This is a genomic window from Pseudomonas mosselii (assembly GCF_003205295.1).
In the GTDB taxonomy this organism is placed as follows: Bacteria; Pseudomonadota; Gammaproteobacteria; order Pseudomonadales; family Pseudomonadaceae; genus Aquipseudomonas; species Aquipseudomonas mosselii_B.
Window position 1 is genome coordinate 50785 of record NZ_QJRP01000015.1, and the last position, 17968, is coordinate 68752.

Annotated in this window: 15 protein-coding genes; 10 read left to right on the forward strand and 5 right to left on the reverse strand. The window is 65.2% G+C overall.

Features of this window, described 5'->3' with window-relative positions; all coding sequences use genetic code 11:
• Positions 1-2: 2 nt before the first annotated feature.
• The 3 genes from DMX06_RS15630 (at position 3) to DMX06_RS15640 (ending at position 3547) form a co-directional block, all read left to right on the forward strand.
• Entirely contained in the window at positions 3-1151 is a 1149-nt protein-coding gene (locus DMX06_RS15630; protein WP_110738318.1) for an ABC transporter ATP-binding protein, read from the forward strand.
• Positions 1152-1230: 79 nt separating this feature from the next.
• Positions 1231-2574 (forward strand): carbohydrate porin, encoded by a 1344-nt coding sequence (locus tag DMX06_RS15635; protein ID WP_110738319.1) that lies wholly within the window; start codon positions 1231-1233, stop codon positions 2572-2574.
• A gap of 118 nt (positions 2575-2692) precedes the next feature.
• Complete coding sequence (locus DMX06_RS15640; protein ID WP_110738320.1) at positions 2693-3547, forward strand: D-hexose-6-phosphate mutarotase; 855 nt, start codon at positions 2693-2695, stop codon at positions 3545-3547.
• Here DMX06_RS15640 and hexR read toward each other — a convergent pair.
• Positions 3540-4403 (reverse strand): DNA-binding transcriptional regulator HexR, encoded by an 864-nt coding sequence (gene hexR, locus DMX06_RS15645; protein ID WP_181427842.1) that lies wholly within the window; start codon positions 4401-4403, stop codon positions 3540-3542. The two genes, DMX06_RS15640 and hexR, sit on opposite strands and share 8 nt — an antisense overlap.
• Positions 4404-4594: 191 nt before the next feature.
• Between hexR and zwf the strand changes: the two genes are divergently transcribed.
• From zwf to DMX06_RS15660, 3 genes are read left to right on the forward strand one after another with little or no spacing between them, the layout of a single operon-like run.
• Entirely contained in the window at positions 4595-6064 is a 1470-nt protein-coding gene (zwf, locus tag DMX06_RS15650; RefSeq protein ID WP_110738321.1) for a glucose-6-phosphate dehydrogenase, read from the forward strand.
• Positions 6051-6764, forward strand: a complete 714-nt coding sequence (gene pgl / locus DMX06_RS15655) for a 6-phosphogluconolactonase (protein WP_110738322.1) — start codon at positions 6051-6053, stop codon at positions 6762-6764. The genes zwf and pgl overlap by 14 nt, the downstream gene beginning before the upstream one ends.
• A 17-nt stretch (positions 6765-6781) precedes the next feature.
• Complete coding sequence (locus DMX06_RS15660) at positions 6782-7456, forward strand: bifunctional 4-hydroxy-2-oxoglutarate aldolase/2-dehydro-3-deoxy-phosphogluconate aldolase (protein ID WP_110738323.1); 675 nt, start codon at positions 6782-6784, stop codon at positions 7454-7456.
• A gap of 306 nt (positions 7457-7762) precedes the next feature.
• Here DMX06_RS15660 and leuA read toward each other — a convergent pair whose 3' ends face one another.
• The 4 genes from leuA to DMX06_RS15680 all read right to left on the reverse strand — a co-directional run bounded on the left by leuA (position 7763) and on the right by DMX06_RS15680 (position 13150).
• Positions 7763-9436, reverse strand: coding sequence for a 2-isopropylmalate synthase (gene leuA, locus DMX06_RS15665; protein ID WP_110738324.1), 1674 nt, complete (start codon positions 9434-9436; stop codon positions 7763-7765).
• A gap of 416 nt (positions 9437-9852) precedes the next feature.
• A complete protein-coding gene (locus DMX06_RS15670; protein WP_110738325.1) occupies positions 9853-10680 on the reverse strand; it encodes a M23 family metallopeptidase in 828 nt (275 codons plus the stop codon).
• Positions 10681-10683: 3 nt separating this feature from the next.
• Positions 10684-12063, reverse strand: a complete 1380-nt coding sequence (xseA, locus tag DMX06_RS15675; RefSeq protein WP_110738376.1) for an exodeoxyribonuclease VII large subunit — start codon at positions 12061-12063, stop codon at positions 10684-10686.
• Between the two features lie 208 nt (positions 12064-12271).
• A complete protein-coding gene (locus DMX06_RS15680; RefSeq protein WP_110738326.1) occupies positions 12272-13150 on the reverse strand; it encodes a LysR family transcriptional regulator in 879 nt (292 codons plus the stop codon).
• A 97-nt stretch (positions 13151-13247) separates the two neighbouring features.
• On the opposite strand from DMX06_RS15680, the gene DMX06_RS15685 reads away from it, so the two are divergent.
• The 4 genes from DMX06_RS15685 (at position 13248) to guaA (ending at position 17823) form a co-directional block, all read left to right on the forward strand.
• Complete coding sequence (locus DMX06_RS15685) at positions 13248-14003, forward strand: sulfite exporter TauE/SafE family protein (protein WP_110738327.1); 756 nt, start codon at positions 13248-13250, stop codon at positions 14001-14003.
• A gap of 50 nt (positions 14004-14053) precedes the next feature.
• On the forward strand, positions 14054-14611 hold the full coding sequence (locus tag DMX06_RS15690; protein ID WP_110738328.1) for a sugar ABC transporter ATPase: 558 nt from the start codon (positions 14054-14056) through the stop codon (positions 14609-14611).
• Between the two features lie 87 nt (positions 14612-14698).
• Positions 14699-16168, forward strand: coding sequence for an IMP dehydrogenase (guaB, locus tag DMX06_RS15695; RefSeq protein WP_050704157.1), 1470 nt, complete (start codon positions 14699-14701; stop codon positions 16166-16168).
• 77 nt (positions 16169-16245) lie between these two features.
• Complete coding sequence (gene guaA, locus DMX06_RS15700) at positions 16246-17823, forward strand: glutamine-hydrolyzing GMP synthase (RefSeq protein ID WP_011535447.1); 1578 nt, start codon at positions 16246-16248, stop codon at positions 17821-17823.
• Positions 17824-17968: the final 145 nt, after the last annotated feature.

Consider the following 17968-nt stretch of genomic DNA (forward strand, 5'->3'; position numbering starts at 1 on the left):
TCATGGCAACACTCGAACTTCGCAATGTGCACAAGACCTACGGCGTGGGCCTGCCGGACACGCTCAAGGACATCCAGCTGGCGATCAAGGACGGCGAGTTCCTGATCCTGGTCGGCCCCTCGGGCTGCGGCAAGTCGACGCTGATGAACTGCATCGCCGGGCTGGAAAGCATCAGCGGCGGGGCGATCCTCATCGATGACGAGGACGTCAGCGGCATGAGCCCCAAGGACCGCGACATCGCCATGGTGTTCCAGTCCTATGCGCTGTACCCGACCATGAACGTGCGCGACAACATCGCCTTCGGCCTGAAGATCCGCAAGATGCCCCAGGCCGCCATCGACGAGGAGGTGGCACGGGTCGCCAAGTTGCTGCAGATCGAGCACCTGCTCGAGCGCAAGCCCGGGCAGCTGTCCGGCGGCCAGCAACAGCGCGTGGCCATGGGCCGGGCGCTGGCGCGCCGGCCGAAGATCTACCTGTTCGACGAGCCGCTGTCGAACCTCGACGCCAAGCTGCGGGTGGAGATGCGCACCGAGATCAAGCTGATGCACCAGCGGTTGAAAACCACCACGGTGTACGTCACCCACGACCAGATCGAGGCGATGACGCTCGGTGACAAGGTGGCGGTGATGAAGGACGGCATCATCCAGCAGTTCGGCACGCCACAGCAGATCTACAACGATCCGGCCAACCTGTTCGTCGCCAGCTTCATTGGTTCGCCGCCGATGAACTTCATCCCGGTGCGCCTGACCCGGCAGGACGGCCGCGTGCTGGCGCTGCTCGACAGCGGCCAGGCGCGCTGCGAGCTACCGCTGGGCGTGGCGGCGGACGAGCTGGAAGGCCGCGAGATCATCCTCGGCGTGCGCCCGGAGCAGATCACCCTGGGCGCGGAGCAGGGCAATGGCCTGCCGGGCATTCGCGCCGAAGTTCAGGTCACCGAGCCCACCGGCCCGGACCTGCTTGTGTTTGTCACCCTCAACCAGATCAAGGTCTGCTGCCGCCTGGCGCCGGATGTGGCATGCCGGGTCGGCGATAGCCTCAACCTGCAGTTCGACCCGGCGCGGGTGCTGCTGTTCGACGCCAGTAGCGGCGAACGCCTGGACCTTGCCGCCACCGCCGTAAAGGACAACGTGACGCGTTTCAAAGGCCGTTAAGGACGGCGGTCATACCCTGTGGGAAAAGACCTGGCCGTTGATTCGTTCTGTTAATAACAAGAAAAGAGGACGCAAAGGGATGGAACATCGCAATCGCATCAGGACGCTGGGCTCACTGGCACTGCTGGCCGTGGTCGGCAGCAGTGGGGCCCAGGCCGCCGAGGCTTTCTCGTCGGAATCGAAATGGATGACCGGCGACTGGGGCGGCACCCGCACCGAGTTGCTGGAGAAGGGCTATGACTTCACTCTCGACTACGTCGGCGAGGTGGCCGGCAACCTGCACGGCGGCTACAACGACGACAAGACCGCGCGCTACAGCGACCAGTTCGCCTTGGGCGCGCACCTGGACCTGGAGAAAATCTTCGGCTGGAAGGACACCGAGTTCAAGCTGGCAATCACCGAGCGTAGTGGCCGCAACCTGTCCAACGATCGCATCAGCGACCCGCGCGCCGGGCAGTTCAGCTCGGTACAGGAAGTCTGGGGCCGGGGCCAGACCTGGCGCCTGACCCAGATGTGGATCAAGCAGAAGTACTTCGACGGCGCGCTGGATGTGAAATTCGGCCGCTTCGGCGAGGGCGAGGACTTCAACAGCTTCCCCTGCGATTTCCAGAACCTGGCGTTCTGCGGCTCGCAGGTGGGCAACTGGGTCGGCGGCATCTGGTACAACTGGCCGGTCAGCCAGTGGGCGCTGCGGGTCAAGTACAACATCACCCCGGAATTCTTCGTCCAGGTCGGCGCCTACGAGCAGAACCCGTCGAACCTTGAGACCGGCAACGGCTTCAAGCTCAGCGGCAGCGGCACCAAGGGCGCGATCCTGCCGGTGGAGGCGGTGTGGTCGCCAAAGGTCAACGGCCTGCCGGGTGAGTACCGCCTGGGCTACTACTACAGCACCGCCAAGGCCGACGATGTGTATGACGACATCAACGGCAACCCACAGGCGCTGACCGGCGCGGCGTTCAAGTCGCACTCCAGCAAGCACGGCTGGTGGGTGGTGGCCCAGCAGCAGGTCACCGCCCATGCCGGCGACGTCAATCGCGGCCTGAGCCTGTTCGCCAACTTCACCGTGCACGACAAGGCCACCAACGTGGTCGACAACTACCAGCAGGTCGGCCTGGTCTACAAAGGCGCCTTCGATGCCCGGCCCAAGGACGACATCGGCTTCGGCATCGCCCGCATCCACGTCAATGACGACGTGAAGAAGCGCGCCGAGCTGCTCAATGCCCAGAGCGGTATCAACGACTACGACAATCCGGGCTTCGTGCCGTTGCAGCGCACCGAGTACAACGCCGAGCTCTACTACGGCTTCCACGTCACCAACTGGCTGACCGTGCGGCCGAACCTGCAATACATCAAGAGCCCGGGTGGGGTGGACGATGTCGACAACGCGCTGGTCGCGGGGTTGAAGATTCAGTCGTCATTCTGAGAAAAATTGTTGTAAATTTACGCCATCCATCTCGACCTCCCGCTAACCACTGGCCAGCAGTGGTTAGCGGGCACGGAGCGAGACAGCGCTATCTCGAACAACAAAAGAGCTTGGAACCATGCCTGAACATCCGCTACATCGCTTCTTCACCTCGCAACGGCCCAGGCCGACCTTCGAGTGGGAGCGTTACCAGCAGCGCGATGTGCTGATCATCGACCACCCATGCTGCCAGGCGGTGTTCAGCCGCCAGGGCGCGCAACTGCTGCATTTCCAGCCGGCCGGCGAGAAGCCCTGGCTGTGGTGCGCCGAGCAGTGGCCGCAAGTGGGCGCCATCCGCGGTGGCGTGCCGGTGTGCTGGCCGTGGTATGGCCGTCATCCCAGCGAGGACCTGTGGCCGGCCCACGGCTGGGCGCGCCTGCTGGACTGGAAGCTGGTGGACAGCCTTGAGGATGAGCGGGGCGTGACCCTGAAGTGGCGCCTGGACCTGTGCGACTGGCAGGTCGACCTGCACGCCCGGCTCGGTGCCAGCATGGAGCTGAGCCTGAGCACCGAGCACCAGGACAGCGAGCCCTGCCAGCTGAGCCATGCGCTGCTGGCCTACTGGCGGATCAGCGACGTGTCGAAGATAGCGCTGTCCGGGCTCGAGGATATCCAAGGCTACGATCGCCTCAATCGCCAGGCCTGCCGCGAGGACGGCGCGCTGACCCTCAAGGGCGGCTGCCAGAAGGTCTATCCCGGCACACCCCGTGTGCAGTTGCAGGACCCGGCCTGGCAGCGCGAGCTGTGCATCGACACCGGCGACAGCGACGACACCGTGGTCTGGCATCCGGGCAATCGCCCGTTGATGGGTGTGACCGGGCGCGAATGCCAGGGCTTCGTCTGCGTCGAGGCGGCCAGCGGCAGTGGCGAGGGCCTGAGCCTGGCGCCGGGGGAGCGGGCGCACCTGCGGCTGCAGGCGCACCGGCTCAGCTGAGGTCGTCGTCCTCGATCGGGTAGCGGCTGGCGTTGAGGCTTTCCTTGATCTTGCGCAGGTGCGGCTGGAAGTCCACGCCACGGCGCAGGGTCATGCCGGTGGCGAGCACGTCGAGCACGGTGAGCTGGATGATTCGCGAGGTCATCGGCATGTAGATGTCGGTGTCTTCCGGCAGCGGGATGTGCAGGCTCAGGCTGCAGGCCTGGGCCAGGGGCGAGCCGGCGGCGGTCAGGCCGAGCACCGAGGCGCCGTTTTCCCGGGCCAGGCGCGCCACCTCGACCAGTTCGCGGGTGCGCCCGGTGTAGGAGATGATCACGAACAGATCGCCGGTGTGGGCCACCGAGGCCAGCATGCGCTGCATCAGCACATCGGCGTGGGCCGACACGGCAAGGTTGAAGCGGAAGAACTTGTGCTGGGCATCGAGGGCCACGGGGGCCGAGGCGCCGAGGCCGAAGAAGTGGATCTGCCGGGCCTGGATCATCATGTCCACGGCGCGGCTGACCTGCTGCGGGTCGAGCGCCTGGCAGGCGCTGTCCAGCGAGGCGATGGCGCTGCCGAAGATCTTCTGGGTGTAGGCGGCCGGATCGTCGTCGGCCTCTACCGCGCGGCTGACATAGGCGGCGCCGCTGGCCAGGCTCTGCGCCAGTTGCAGCTTGAGCTCGGGGTAGCCGCTGACGCCGAACGAGCGACAGAAGCGGTTGACCGTCGGTTCGCTGACCTTGGCCGCCTGGGCCAGGGCGGCGATGCTGAAGCGGGTGGCCTGTTGCGGGTTGAGCAGGATGACTTCGGCGACTTTGCGTTCGGCCTTGTTCAGCTCGTCGAGGCGGCCCTGGATCTGTTCCAGGAGGTTGCGCACGCGGTCCATGGTGTGTCCTTGGGTCGGGAAGCAGGCTTTTTGCGGTGGCGTGTATCGTACTGTCGGTAAGATTGTCACACCACTTGTCTGTAATGGCTGTATTCGATGTTGTGGTTTTTACTACATTAACCCTTGAAAAGCAGGGTTGAAACCGGTATTCCTAGTCCAACATTTATAAAAGAACCAACATCATGGCTGCGATCAGTGTCGAACCCTGCACCTTCGCCCTCTTTGGCGCCCTCGGCGACCTGGCGTTGCGCAAGCTGTTTCCCGCGCTCTACCAGCTCGACCGCGCCGACCTCCTGCACCCGGACACCCGCCTGCTGGCCCTGGCCCGCGAGCCGGGCAGCGTGCAGGAGCACCTGGACAACATCGAAGCTCATCTGCGCCGGCATGTGCCGGAGGCCGAGATCGATGCCACTTCCCTGGGGCGCTTCCTCGGGCGCCTGAGCTACCTGCACCTGGACTTCGTCGAGCCCGAGGGCTACCAGGCCCTGGCCGAACAGGCGCCGGGCGGGCAGCCGCTGATCGCCTACTTTGCCACGGCGGCGGCGGTCTACGGCGCGATCTGCGAGAACCTCGACAAGGCCGGCCTGGCGTCGCGTACCCGGGTGGTGCTGGAAAAGCCCATCGGCCATGACCTGGAGTCGTCGCGCCGGGTCAACGACGCCGTGGCGCGGTTCTTCCCCGAGAGCCGGGTCTACCGCATCGACCACTACCTGGGCAAGGAAACGGTGCAGAACCTGATCGCCTTGCGCTTTGCCAACAGCCTGTTCGAAACCCAGTGGAACCAGAATTCCATCTCCCATGTGGAGATAACCGTTGCCGAGAAGGTCGGCATCGAGGGCCGCTGGGGTTACTTCGACAAGGCCGGCCAGCTGCGCGACATGATCCAGAATCACCTGTTGCAACTGCTCTGCCTGATCGCCATGGACCCGCCCAGCGACCTGTCGGCCGACAGCATCCGCGACGAGAAGGTCAAGGTGCTCAAGGCACTGGCACCGATCACCGGCGAAGGCCTGAGCACCCATGTGGTGCGCGGCCAGTACATTGCCGGCTTCAGCGACGGCAAGCCGGTGCCGGGCTACCTGGAAGAGGACAACGCCAACGCCCAGAGCGACACCGAGACCTTCGTCGCCCTGCGCGCCGATATCCGCAACTGGCGCTGGTCGGGCGTGCCGTTCTACCTGCGCACCGGCAAGCGCATGCCGCAGAAGCTGTCGCAGATCGTCATTCATTTCAAGGAAACCCCGCACTACATCTTCGCCCCGGAACAGCGTTTGCAGATCGGCAACAAGCTGATCATCCGCCTGCAGCCGGACGAAGGCATTTCGCTGCGGGTGATGACCAAGGAGCAGGGCCTGGACAAGGGCATGCAGCTGCGCAGCGGCCCGTTGCAGCTGAATTTCTCCGACACCTGGCGCAGCGCGCGGATTCCGGACGCCTACGAGCGTCTGCTGCTGGAAGTGATGCGCGGCAACCAGAACCTGTTCGTGCGCAAGGACGAGATCGAATACGCCTGGAAATGGTGCGATCAGCTGATCGCCGGCTGGAAGGCCAGCGGTGACGCGCCCAAGCCCTATGCGGCCGGCTCCTGGGGGCCGATGAGCTCGATTGCATTGATCACTCGCGATGGGAGGGCCTGGTATGGCGATATCTGAACTGCAACTGCCGGCGACGGTGAAGGCGCATCAGTTGGCTGATGCGAAAACCCTGGCGGCAACCCTGGCCCATGATGTGGCCGAGCGCCTGCGCCAGGCCATCGCCAGCAAGGGCCAGGCCTGCGTGGTACTGTCCGGCGGCCGCAGCCCGGTGCCGTTTCTCGAGAAACTGGCGGCAGAGGTGCTGGACTGGTCGAAGGTCACCGTGAGCCTGGCGGACGAACGCTGGGTGCCGGTGGCGCACGACGACAGCAACGCCGGCCTGCTGGCCCGCCACCTGTTCAAGGGCGCGGCGGCCAAGGCGCGTTTCATCGGCCTGTACCAGAGCGCCGCGACCCTGGAGGCCGCCGCCGAGCAGGCCGACCAGGTGCTCGCCGACCTGCCGCCGATCGATGTGCTGGTGCTGGGCATGGGCGATGACGGCCACACGGCCTCGCTGTTCCCGGCCAGCCCCAACCTGCGCCAGGGCCTGGCCAAGGTCGGCGAGCGTCGCTGCCTGCCGATGCTGGCGCCGAGCGTGCCGCACCAGCGCCTGAGCATGACCCGCGCGCTGCTGGCCAGCGCCGGCTTCATCGCCCTGTCCGTGCAAGGCGCGGGCAAGCTCGCCACCCTGCATGCCGCCCTGGCAGCAGAAGACCCAACCGAAATGCCGATTCGCGCCTTTCTTCACGACCCCCTGGACATCTACTGGTGCCCATGAGCCAAGGACCCATTGTCATGACCACCCTCGAACGCCCACAGCCTTTGCTCTCGATGGCCGACAAAGCCGCGCGGATCGACGCGATCTGCGACAAGGCGCGCATCCTGCCGGTGATCACCATCGCCCGTGAGGAAGACATCCTGCCCCTGGCCGATGCACTGGCCGCCGGCGGCATCCGCACCCTGGAAGTGACCCTGCGCTCGCAGCACGGGCTGAAGGCCATCCAGGTACTGCGTGAGCAACGTCCGGAGCTGTGCGTCGGTGCCGGTACCGTGCTCGACCGTGACATGTTCGCCGCCGTCGAGGCCGCAGGCGCGCAGTTCGTCGTTACCCCAGGCATCACCCAGGACATTCTCGAAGCGGGCGTGGACAGCGACATTCCGCTGCTGCCGGGCATCAGCACGCCGTCCGAGATCATGATGGGCTATGCCCTGGGCTACCGTCGCTTCAAGCTGTTCCCGGCGGAGATCAGCGGTGGCGTGGCGGCGATCAAGGCCTTTGCCGGCCCGTTCGGCGACATTCGCTTCTGCCCGACCGGCGGGGTGAACCCGGCCAATGTGCGCAACTACATGGCCCTGCCCAATGTGATGTGCGTGGGCGGCACCTGGATGCTCGACAGCAGCTGGATCAAGAACGGCGACTGGGCGCGGATCGAGGCGTGCAGCGCCGAGGCGATGGCGCTGCTGGACTGACAGATTTCGTTGTGTGCTACACGGCTTGTGGGGCGCTTGGTCGGCGCCCCTTTTTTTTGCCTGGAGTTGCGCCTTGCAGGGTGGCCGGAGTTCACGCATCTCCCTGTGGGAGCGGCCTTGTGTCGCGAAAGGGCCGCAAGGCGGCCCCAGCGATCTTTGCATGAGAGCTGAAATCCTGGGGCCGCTGCGCGCCCCTTTCGCGACACAAGGCCGCTCCCACAGGGGGGATGCAAGGCAAATGGGGTTGCCTGCAACAGGCAAAAAAAGCCCGCATCACGGATGCGGGCTTCGTTCATCGGCGATGGCTTACGCTGCTTTCGCCTGCTGCTGGCTCAGCGACCGGTTCAGCGCGCTGAACAGCGCCTTGAAGCTGGCGGTGGTGATGTTCTCGTCGATGCCCACGCCGTGCACCGGACGCCCGCCGGCCACGCGCAGCTCGATGTACGCCGCCGCCTTGGCGTTGGTGCCGGCACCGATGGCGTGCTCGTTGTAGTCCATGATCTCCACGCTGACCGGCAGGCCGGCGACCAGCGCTTCCAGGGCGCCGTTGCCTTTACCGTGCCAGTGCAGGGTGGTCTCGCCTTCACCGGAGACTTCCACCTGCACGTGGCTGCTGCCGTTCTCTTCCTGCAGGCGGTGGCTGACCAGCGCATACGGCGCATTGGCCTGGAGGTATTCCTTCTGCAGCAGCTTGTAGATCTGCTCGGCGGTCATTTCCAGGCCGAGACGGTCGGTCTCGCCCTGGACCACCTGGCTGAACTCGATCTGCATGCGGCGCGGCAGGCTGATGCCGTACTCCTGCTCGAGCAGGTAGGTGATGCCACCTTTGCCCGACTGGCTGTTGACGCGGATCACCGCCTCGTAGCTGCGGCCGATGTCGGCCGGGTCGATCGGCAGGTACGGCACTTCCCACAGTTCGCCTTCCTGCTGCTTGGTGAAGCCCTTGCGGATGGCGTCCTGGTGCGAGCCGGAGAAGGCGGTGTGGACCAGATCGCCGACGTACGGGTGGCGTGGGTGTACCGGCAGCTGGTTGCACTCTTCGACGACCTTGCGCACGCCGTCGATGTCGGAGAAGTCCAGTTGCGGGTCGATGCCCTGGGTGTAGAGGTTCAGCGCCAGGGTCACCAGGTCGACGTTGCCGGTGCGCTCGCCGTTGCCGAACAGGCAGCCTTCGGCGCGGTCGGCGCCGGCCATAAGGCCCAGCTCGGTGGCGGCGATGCCGGTGCCACGGTCATTGTGGGTGTGCAGGCTGATGATCACGCTGTCGCGACGGTTGATGTTACGGCAGAACCATTCGATCTGGTCGGCGTAGACGTTCGGCGTGGCGACTTCGACGGTGGCCGGCAGGTTGAGGATGATCTTGTGCTCGGGGGTCGGGTTCCACACCTCGATCACCGCGTCGCACACTTCCTTGGCGAACTCCAGTTCGGTGGCGCTGAAGGTTTCCGGCGAGTACTGGAAAGTCCACTGGGTGTTCGGCTGCTGCGCGGCGTACTTGACGAACAGCTTGGCGGCGTTGACCGCGATGTCCTTCACGCCCTGCTTGTCCTGGTTGAAGACGATGCGGCGGAACGACGGGCAGGTGGCGTTGTACAGGTGCACGATGGCCTTCTTGGCCCCGCGCAGGGATTCGAAGGTACGGGCGATCAGGTCTTCACGGGCCTGGGTCAGCACCTGGATGGTGGTGTCGTCCGGGATGTGTCCGTCTTCGATCAGGGTGCGCACGAAGTCGAAGTCGGTCTGCGAGGCCGACGGGAACGAGGCTTCGATTTCCTTCACGCCCACCTGCACCAAGGTCTTCCAGAACCGCAGCTTCTTCTCCGAGTCCATCGGCTCGATCAGCGACTGGTTGCCATCACGCAGGTCGGAACTGCACCAGATCGGCGCCTGGGTGATGGTCTTCGACGGCCAGGTACGGTCGGGCAGGTCGATGGTCGGGAACGCGCGGTACTTCTTCGATGGGTCTTTGAGCATGGTCATGAAAGCAATCCTTTTATGTGCGGCCGTGATCGGGCCTGCCAAACGAAAACGAGAGAAAAAGGCGAGGCGACGCGATTCACCCTGGTAGTCGGGCGCTGACCAGGCAGAGGCTGCGATGTTGTCGGAGCAAGGTGCTGAAGATGTTCATAGGCTCAACCCTAACCAGTGGGTTGGGGGATGGCAAGCACTGCGGGGAAATTGAGAGAAATGCTTAAAAAATGCTATTAGGCGAGATTTTATTGCCGATATTTACGGCATGATTATTTGTTTTTGCGCAGTATTTCGATGGCGCAACTAAAAGGGATTGATGTTGGCCGTGCCGGCCTCTTCGCGGGTCAACCCGCTCCCACAGGTACAGCGCAATTCCTGTGGGAGCGGGTTTACCCGCGAAGAGGCCGGCCCAGATGGCACAGGTCTCAGGGCTGGAACGCGCCGATGAAGATCGCCGGATCCACCCGCGCATCGTTGAGGCTGACGTTCCAGTGCATGTGCGGCCCGGTGGCCCGGCCGGTGGAGCCCACGCGGCCGACCACCTCGCCACGGCGCAGTACCTGCCCTGGTTTCACGTCGATCTTCGACATGTGGCAGAACATGCTGATGAAGCCCTGGCCATGGTCGACGAATACCGTGCGGCCATTGAAGAAGTAGTCGCCCACCAGGATCACCTTGCCATTGGCCGGGGTCTTGATCGGCGTGCCGGCCGGCACGGCGAAGTCCAGGCCGGCGTGGGGGTTGCGTTCCTCGCCGTTGAAGAAGCGGCGCACGCCGAACTTGCTCGACAGCGGGCCGTTGACCGGCTTGTCGAGGATCAGGTTGCTCGGCAGGGTCGGGCTGAAACTGCGGTAGGCCTTGACCTGCTCGGCCAGCTCGCGGTCGATGCGCTTGAGGTCCTCGGGCTCGGGGTTGACCTGGCGCTTGTTCTTCAGGGTGATGTGCTGCTCGGGGTACTTCTTGCTGCCCACGCTGAAAGGAATGCTGCGCCCGCCCTGGGTGAGCACGGCGCTGCCGGGCTTCTGGGTGAGGGGGATGCCGACGATGGCCAGCCAGTTGTCCTGTTCCTTCACCACCAGCACCGGCTTGCCGTCGAAGCGGGCCGTGGGGGCGCTAGTGGAGGGGCCCAGGTCGATCACGGCCACGCCGCCGGGTACCGGCTTGTCGAGGGTACGGGTGATGTAGCTGGCCTGGGCCGCGGTGAGCGGCAGCAACAGGGCAAGGGCGAGCAGGGGCGCGAACAGGCGGGGCATGTGTCAGTCCAGTAGCGAGAGGGTGACCGGAGTCTGGTGGTTGTCCTCGACCCGCACCTTGAGCTCGCCTTCGTTGAGGCGGGCGGTCAGGCGCTGGCCGTTGTGGGTCTGCGCGGCGCTGCGGATAGCCTGGCCGCGCTCGTCGAGGAGGATGCTGTAGCCGCGGGCGAGGGTCGCCAATGGGCTGACCACCTGCAGCGTCTGCAACTGCGCCTGGAAGCGTTGGCGGCGATCCTTGATCACTTCGCGCATGGCCCGTGGCAGGCGTTCGGCCAGGCTGTCCAGGCGCTGCTTGAGCAGTTTCAGGTTGCGCCCCGGGTGCTGCGCGGCCAGGCGCGTGTCGAGGCGGCCGAGGCGTTGATGGCGTTGGCTCATGTCGAGCGCGAAGGCGCGGCGCAGGCGCATGTCCAGGTCGTCCAGGCGCTGGGCCTGCTGGCGCAGGCGTTCGCCCGGGTGGCGCAGGCGCCGGGCCAGGCCCTCCACGCGCAGGCGGTCATGGGCCAGGCGGCTCTGCATGCGCAGCAAGAGCCGTCGCTGCAGGCTGTCCAGGCGCTGTTGCAGGCCGCTGCTGTCGGGGGCGAGCAGCTCGGCGGCGGCTGATGGTGTGGGGGCGCGCATGTCGGCGACGAAGTCGCTGATCGACACGTCGGTCTCATGACCCACGGCGCTGACGATCGGCGTCACGCAGGCGGCCACGGCACGGGCCACGGCCTCTTCGTTGAAGCACCAGAGGTCTTCCAGCGAGCCGCCGCCACGGGCCAGGATCAGCGCGTCGAAGCCTTGTCGGTCGGCCATCTGCAGGGCGCGGACGATCTGCGCGATGGCCTCGCGGCCTTGCACGGCGGTGGGGATCAGGTTGAGTTCGACCTGCGGCGCGCGGCGCCGGAACACGCTGATGATGTCGCGGATCACCGCGCCGGTGGGCGAGGTGACGATGCCGATGCGCTGCGGGTGGGCCGGCAGCGGCTGCTTGCGGTCGGTGCTGAACAGTCCCTCGGCGCCGAGCTTTTCCTTCAGCGCCTCGAAGGCCAGGCGCAGGGCGCCGTCACCGGCCGGCTCGACGGTGTCGAGGATCAGCTGGTAGTCGCCGCGGCCCTCGAACAGCGAAACCTTGCCGCGCACCTTTACCGCCAGGCCGTCACGCAGGGCCTGGCGCACGCGGGCGGCGTTCTGCCGGAACAGCGCGCAGCGGATCTGCGCGCCGCTGTCCTTGAGGGTGAAGTACATGTGGCCGGAGGCCGGGCGGGCGAGGTTGGAAATCTCGCCTTCCACCCAGACGCTGCGGAACACGTCCTCGAGCAGCACGCGGGCGCGGCCGTTGAGCTGGCTGACGGTGAGGACCTCGCGGTCCAGGCCGAGTCGTTCGAAAGGGTCTCTGATCATGCCGGGCATCATAAAGGACATCGGTCCCGGTTGTCTGTTCCTGGCCCGGTCGTCGCGGCATGGCGCGATCATTGTAGGAGCGGCCTTGTGCCGCGAAAGGGCTGCGACGCAGCCCCAGTTCTTCAGCGTTGCCGTAGAGATTGCCGGGGCTGCTTTGCAGCCCTTTCGCGGCACAAGGCCGCTCCTACAGGGTGTTTGCGCCGAGACCTCACTTTTTCATCGCCGCCACAAACTGCTGCACCAGCTCCCCGGCATCCCGCCGACAAGCCAGCGCCACGGTACTTTGGCAGGCCTCGGCCAGCGGCACGAAGGTGACCGAGGGCGGGGCGATCTCGCGCATGCTTGCCGGCAACAACGCCACCCCAAACCCGGCCTGAATCAGTTGCAGTTGCGTGGTCTTGCGCGACACCACCTGCGCCGCCTGGGGGAAGAATCCCTCGTTCATGCACAAAGACGCCGACAGGTAGCTCAACCCGCCGCGCTGGCGATGGGGAATGGAAATGAAGCGCTCCTCGCGCAGTTGCCCCAGCCGAACATGGGTCGCCGCGGCCAGTGGGTGGTTCGCCGCCACCGCCAGCAGCAGGGGCTCGTCGAACAACGCATGCAGCTCCACGCCCTCATGCTGGCGCAGCACTGGCAGGCGCAGCAGGCCGATTTCCAGGCGGCCCTCGGCGATGTCCTCCAGTTGCGCCTCCGACGATTGCTGGGCGATCTCCAGGGAGACGCCGGGGTTGTCCTCGAGGTAGGTGCCGAGGCGCTGCAGCAGTTGCCCAGTCAATGGCACGGTACTGGAGTGGTTCAGCCGCAGGCTGCCGCGCAGGCCCTGGCCGACCTCGCGGGCAAGGCGTTCGGCCTTGTTCAGGTCAGCCAGCAGGCGTCGGGCGCGGTCGAGGAAGGCCAGCCCGGCGGCGGTAAGCCGTGGCTGGCGAGCGGTGCGCTCGAACAGTGCGGACCCCAGGTGCAGCTCCAGCTCCTTGATCTGTCGGCTGAGGGCCGATTGGGCGATGTACAGCCGCTCTGCGGCGGCACTGAAGCTGCCGGCCTCGGCAATTTCGACGAAATAGCGCAGCTGACGGATCGAAGTCATGTCATGCCTTTTCCAGATGCCTCATGGCGTAAAGGCATATTAGTCGGCATGGCTTGTCGCTGGCTAACCTTCAGTGGTCTCCCGAGGAACTGTCGCGATGCTCGCTCAATTGTCGTTTTCCACGCTCGACTGGCTACCCATCCTGCTGGGTGTGGGGGTGGCCTATATCGTCTTCGGCATCGCCGGCTTCGGCACCGCGCTGGTCGCCGGCCCCGTGCTGATCCATTTCATGCCGCTGTCGCGGATCGTTCCGTTGCTGGTGTTGCTGGACTTCGTCGCCGCCTTCGGCAACCTGCTGCCGTCGCGGCGTGACGTGGTGCGCGGCGAGTTACTGCGGCTGCTGCCGTTCATGGCCGTGGGCTGCACGCTGGGCGTGGTGTTCCTGCTGCGCCTGAAGTCGGATGTGTTGCTGTTGCTGATGGGGCTGTTCGTCACCGCCTACGCGGTCTATGGCTTGGCGGTGAAGGTGCGGCCGGCGAGCCTGTCGGGCGCCTGGGCGGTGCCCATGGGCACGGTGGGCGGGTTGTTCGGCGCGATGTTCGGCAGTGGTGGTTTTCTGTATGCGATCTACCTCAGCGCACGGTTGGAGGCCAAGGAGCAGGTACGGGCGACCCAGGTCGCGCTGATCAGTTGCAGCACGGTGGTGCGCCTGTCGCTGTTCCTGATCGCCGGGGTGTATGCCGACACCAGCTTGTTGCTGCTGGCCGCTTGCCTGCTGCCGGTGATGTTCATCGGTACCTGGCTGGGCCGACGGCTGACCCTGAGGTTGTCCCGCGAGGCCTTCGTGCGCCTGGTCACCTGGCTGGTGCTGGCCAGCGGCCTGGCATTGATCGGTCGCTACCTGAGCGCCTGAGCAGACGGTAGAATCGAATGATTACCGCAGTTCGCAGGCCCGCCCCAAGCATGAACACCCAGAGCATCATCGTCCCCAAGCTGTCCACCGTGCCGGTTCACGAAGCCCGTGCCCGCGCCATCCTGCGCTGGCTGGTGCGCGAGAAGATCGTCGAGGAGCAACTGAGCACCTGCGGTCGCACCGGCAATCGTATGGGCCATGCCCTGGCCGAAGGGGCGCGCAAGGTGGCCCTGCACCCCGAGAAGCTGCCGTTCGGCGCACAGGTCAATGGCCTTGAGGTGATGCTCAAGCGCTGCATCTATACCCCTACCGACGGATTTCTCGAGGAGGCCGGCTGCCCGGAATGCCGGCGGGAGGTGGGCGAGCCGCTGTTCGAGAGCCTGGAGGAATGGATGCCGGGGGTGAGCGACAACTTCACCTGCCCGCTGTGCGGATTCGAGGACGACATCAATGGCTTCCTCTACCTGCAGCCGTGTGCCTTTTCCAACCTGGGGTTCATCTTCAACAACTGGGGCGAGGCCGGATTCACCCAGGCCTTCCTCGACAGCTTCGCCGACTGGCTGGACCAGCCGGTGGCGGTGGTGCAGGTAAAACTGCCGCAAGGCTGACCGAAGGCCCTTATTTTGCATTGAGCGGCGCGCCATGGATGGGTATAATGGCGCGCTTCCATTTTTCCCCTTCCGGGAGCCCCCGCGATGCTGCGTATCAGCCAAGAAGCCCTGACCTTCGACGATATCCTCCTTGTACCTGGCTACTCCGAGGTACTGCCCAATGAAGTCAGTCTCAAGACCCGTTTGACTCGTGGCATCGAGCTGAACATTCCCCTGGTCTCCGCCGCCATGGATACCGTGACCGAGGCGCGCCTGGCCATCGCCATGGCCCAGGAAGGCGGCATCGGCATCATCCACAAGAACATGACCATCGAGCAGCAGGCCGGCGAAGTACGCAAGGTCAAGAAGTTCGAGGCTGGCGTGGTCAAGGACCCGATCACCATCGACGCCGACGCCACCGTGCGCGACCTGTTCGACCTGACCCGCCTGAACAACATCTCCGGCGTGCCGGTGCTGGCGAACGGCGACCTGGTTGGCATCGTCACCTCCCGTGACGTGCGCTTCGAAACCCGCCTGGACGCCAAGGTCCGCGACGTGATGACCCCCAAAGAGCGTCTGGTCACCGTCCGCGAAGGCGCCGACAAGAACGAAGTCCGCGAGCTGCTGCACAAGCACCGCCTGGAAAAAGTCCTGATCGTCGACGACAAGTTCGCCCTCAAGGGCATGATGACCGTCAAGGACATCGAGAAGGCCAAGGCCTACCCGCTGGCCAGCAAGGACGACCAGGGGCGCCTGCGCGTCGGCGCCGCGGTCGGCACCGGCAAGGACACCGGCGAGCGCGTAGCCGCCCTGGTTGCAGCCGGCGTCGACGTGGTGGTGGTGGACACCGCCCACGGTCACTCCAAGGGCGTGATCGACCGCGTTCGTTGGGTCAAGGAAACCTACCCGCAAGTGCAGGTCATCGGTGGCAACATTGCCACCGGTGCCGCCGCCAAGGCCCTGGCTGAAGCCGGCGCCGACGCGGTCAAGGTCGGTATCGGCCCAGGCTCGATCTGCACCACCCGCATCGTCGCCGGTGTCGGCGTGCCGCAGATCAGCGCCATCGCCAACGTCGCCGCCGCACTGGAAGGCACTGGCGTGCCGCTGATCGCCGACGGCGGCATCCGTTTCTCGGGTGACCTGTCCAAGGCCATCGTTGCCGGCGCCTCGTGCGTGATGATGGGCTCGATGTTCGCCGGTACCGAAGAAGCCCCGGGTGAAGTCGAACTGTTCCAGGGCCGTTCCTACAAGGCCTATCGCGGCATGGGCTCGCTGGGTGCCATGGCACAGGCGCAAGGCTCTTCCGACCGTTACTTCCAGGACTCCTCGGCCGGTGCCGAGAAGCTGGTACCGGAAGGCATCGAAGGCCGCGTGCCGTACAAGGGCGCCCTGGCCGCGATCATCCACCAGCTGATGGGCGGCCTGCGTTCGTCCATGGGCTACACCGGCAGCGCGACCATCGAAGAGATGCGCACCAAGCCGGAGTTCGTGCGCATCACCGGTGCCGGCATGGCCGAGTCCCACGTGCATGACGTGCAGATCACCAAAGAAGCCCCTAACTACCGCGTAGGCTAAGGCTTCCAGCAATTACCGAACGGGGCTGTCATACACAGCCCCGCGTCGTTTCCGATTTCCACTGACGAGATTGAGTCATGGCCCTCGACATTCACGCTCACCGCATCCTGATCCTCGATTTCGGTTCCCAGTACACCCAGCTGATCGCCCGCCGCGTGCGCGAGATCGGCGTGTACTGCGAACTGCACCCGTTCGACATGGACGATGAAGCGATCCGCGAATTCAACCCGCGCGGCATCATCCTGGCCGGTGGCCCCGAGTCGGTCCACGAAGCCAACAGCCCACGTGCCCCGCAGGCCGTGTTCGATCTGAAGGTCCCGGTACTGGGCATCTGCTACGGCATGCAGACCATGGCCGAGCAGATGGGCGGCAAGGTCGAAGGTTCCGACCTGCGCGAGTTCGGCTATGCCCGCGTCGATGTGGTCGGCAAGAGCCGCCTGCTCGACGGCATCGAAGACCACGTCGATGATGACGGCGTGCTGGGCCTGGACGTGTGGATGAGCCACGGCGACAAGGTCACCCAGATGCCGGGCAACTTCAGCGTACTGGCCAGCACCCCGAGCTGCCCGATCGCCGGCATGTACGACGACGCCCTGGGCTACTACGGCGTGCAGTTCCACCCGGAAGTGACCCACACCAAGCAAGGCGGTCGCATCCTGTCGCGCTTCGTCCAGGACATCTGCGGCTGTGAAGCCCTGTGGACCGCCTCGAACATCGTCGAGGACGCCATCGCCCAGGTGCGCGCCCAGGTCGGTTCGGCCAACGTCCTGCTGGGCCTGTCCGGCGGCGTCGACTCGTCCGTGGTTGCCGCGCTGCTGCACCGCGCCATCGGCGACCAGCTGACCTGCGTGTTCGTCGACAATGGCCTGCTGCGCCTGCACGAAGGCGACCAGGTGATGGCCATGTTCAAGGAGAACATGGGCGTCAAGGTGATCCGCGCCGATGCCGAGAAGCAGTTCCTCGACAACCTGGAAGGCGAAGCGGACCCTGAGAAGAAGCGCAAGATCATCGGTCGCACCTTCATCGACGTGTTCGATGCCGAGGCCAGCAAGCTGGAGAACATCCAGTTCCTCGCCCAGGGCACCATCTACCCGGACGTGATCGAGTCGGCTGGCGCCAAGAGCGGCAAGGCCCACGTGATCAAGTCGCACCACAACGTCGGTGGCCTGCCGGAGGAAATGAACCTCAAGCTGGTCGAGCCGCTGCGCGAGCTGTTCAAGGACGAAGTGCGCAAGATCGGCCTGGAGCTGGGCCTGCCGTACGACATGGTCTACCGCCACCCGTTCCCGGGCCCGGGCCTGGGCGTGCGTATCCTCGGTGAAGTGAAGAAGGAATACGCCGACATCCTGCGTCGTGCCGACCACATCTTCATCGAAGAACTGCGCAAGGCCGACTGGTACCACAAGACCAGCCAGGCGTTCGTGGTGTTCCAGCCGGTCAAGTCGGTGGGCGTCGTCGGTGACGGCCGTCGCTACGCCTGGGTCGTGGCCTTGCGTGCCGTCGAGACCGTGGACTTCATGACCGCGCGCTGGGCACACCTGCCGTACGAGCTGCTGGAAACCGTCAGCGGTCGTATCATCAACGAAATCGACGGTATCTCGCGCGTCACCTACGACGTGTCGAGCAAGCCGCCGGCCACCATCGAGTGGGAATGATCCCCCTCCTGGTGCTGGCCACCTGTGCATATTGATATTTGGTAGAGCCCGCTTGATTGCGGGCTTTGCTTTTCCATTCTTGGCAGTTCTCCCTGCTGCCAGCACACCGGCCGTTACCGGTGAGGTCCAGAGGCAAGGAGCCTGT

Coding starts and splice junctions, on each gene's coding strand:
- DMX06_RS15630 (WP_110738318.1), top strand. CDS start 3: ATGGCAACACTCGAACTTCGCAATGTGCACAAGACCTACGGCGTGGGC.
- DMX06_RS15635 (WP_110738319.1), top strand. CDS start 1,231: ATGGAACATCGCAATCGCATCAGGACGCTGGGCTCACTGGCACTGCTG.
- DMX06_RS15640 (WP_110738320.1), top strand. CDS start 2,693: ATGCCTGAACATCCGCTACATCGCTTCTTCACCTCGCAACGGCCCAGG.
- zwf (WP_110738321.1), top strand. CDS start 4,595: ATGGCTGCGATCAGTGTCGAACCCTGCACCTTCGCCCTCTTTGGCGCC.
- pgl (WP_110738322.1), top strand. CDS start 6,051: ATGGCGATATCTGAACTGCAACTGCCGGCGACGGTGAAGGCGCATCAG.
- DMX06_RS15660 (WP_110738323.1), top strand. CDS start 6,782: ATGACCACCCTCGAACGCCCACAGCCTTTGCTCTCGATGGCCGACAAA.
- leuA (WP_110738324.1), bottom strand. CDS start 9,436: ATGACCATGCTCAAAGACCCATCGAAGAAGTACCGCGCGTTCCCGACC.
- DMX06_RS15670 (WP_110738325.1), bottom strand. CDS start 10,680: ATGCCCCGCCTGTTCGCGCCCCTGCTCGCCCTTGCCCTGTTGCTGCCG.
- xseA (WP_110738376.1), bottom strand. CDS start 12,063: ATGATCAGAGACCCTTTCGAACGACTCGGCCTGGACCGCGAGGTCCTC.
- DMX06_RS15680 (WP_110738326.1), bottom strand. CDS start 13,150: ATGACTTCGATCCGTCAGCTGCGCTATTTCGTCGAAATTGCCGAGGCC.
- DMX06_RS15685 (WP_110738327.1), top strand. CDS start 13,248: ATGCTCGCTCAATTGTCGTTTTCCACGCTCGACTGGCTACCCATCCTG.
- DMX06_RS15690 (WP_110738328.1), top strand. CDS start 14,054: ATGAACACCCAGAGCATCATCGTCCCCAAGCTGTCCACCGTGCCGGTT.
- guaB (WP_050704157.1), top strand. CDS start 14,699: ATGCTGCGTATCAGCCAAGAAGCCCTGACCTTCGACGATATCCTCCTT.
- guaA (WP_011535447.1), top strand. CDS start 16,246: ATGGCCCTCGACATTCACGCTCACCGCATCCTGATCCTCGATTTCGGT.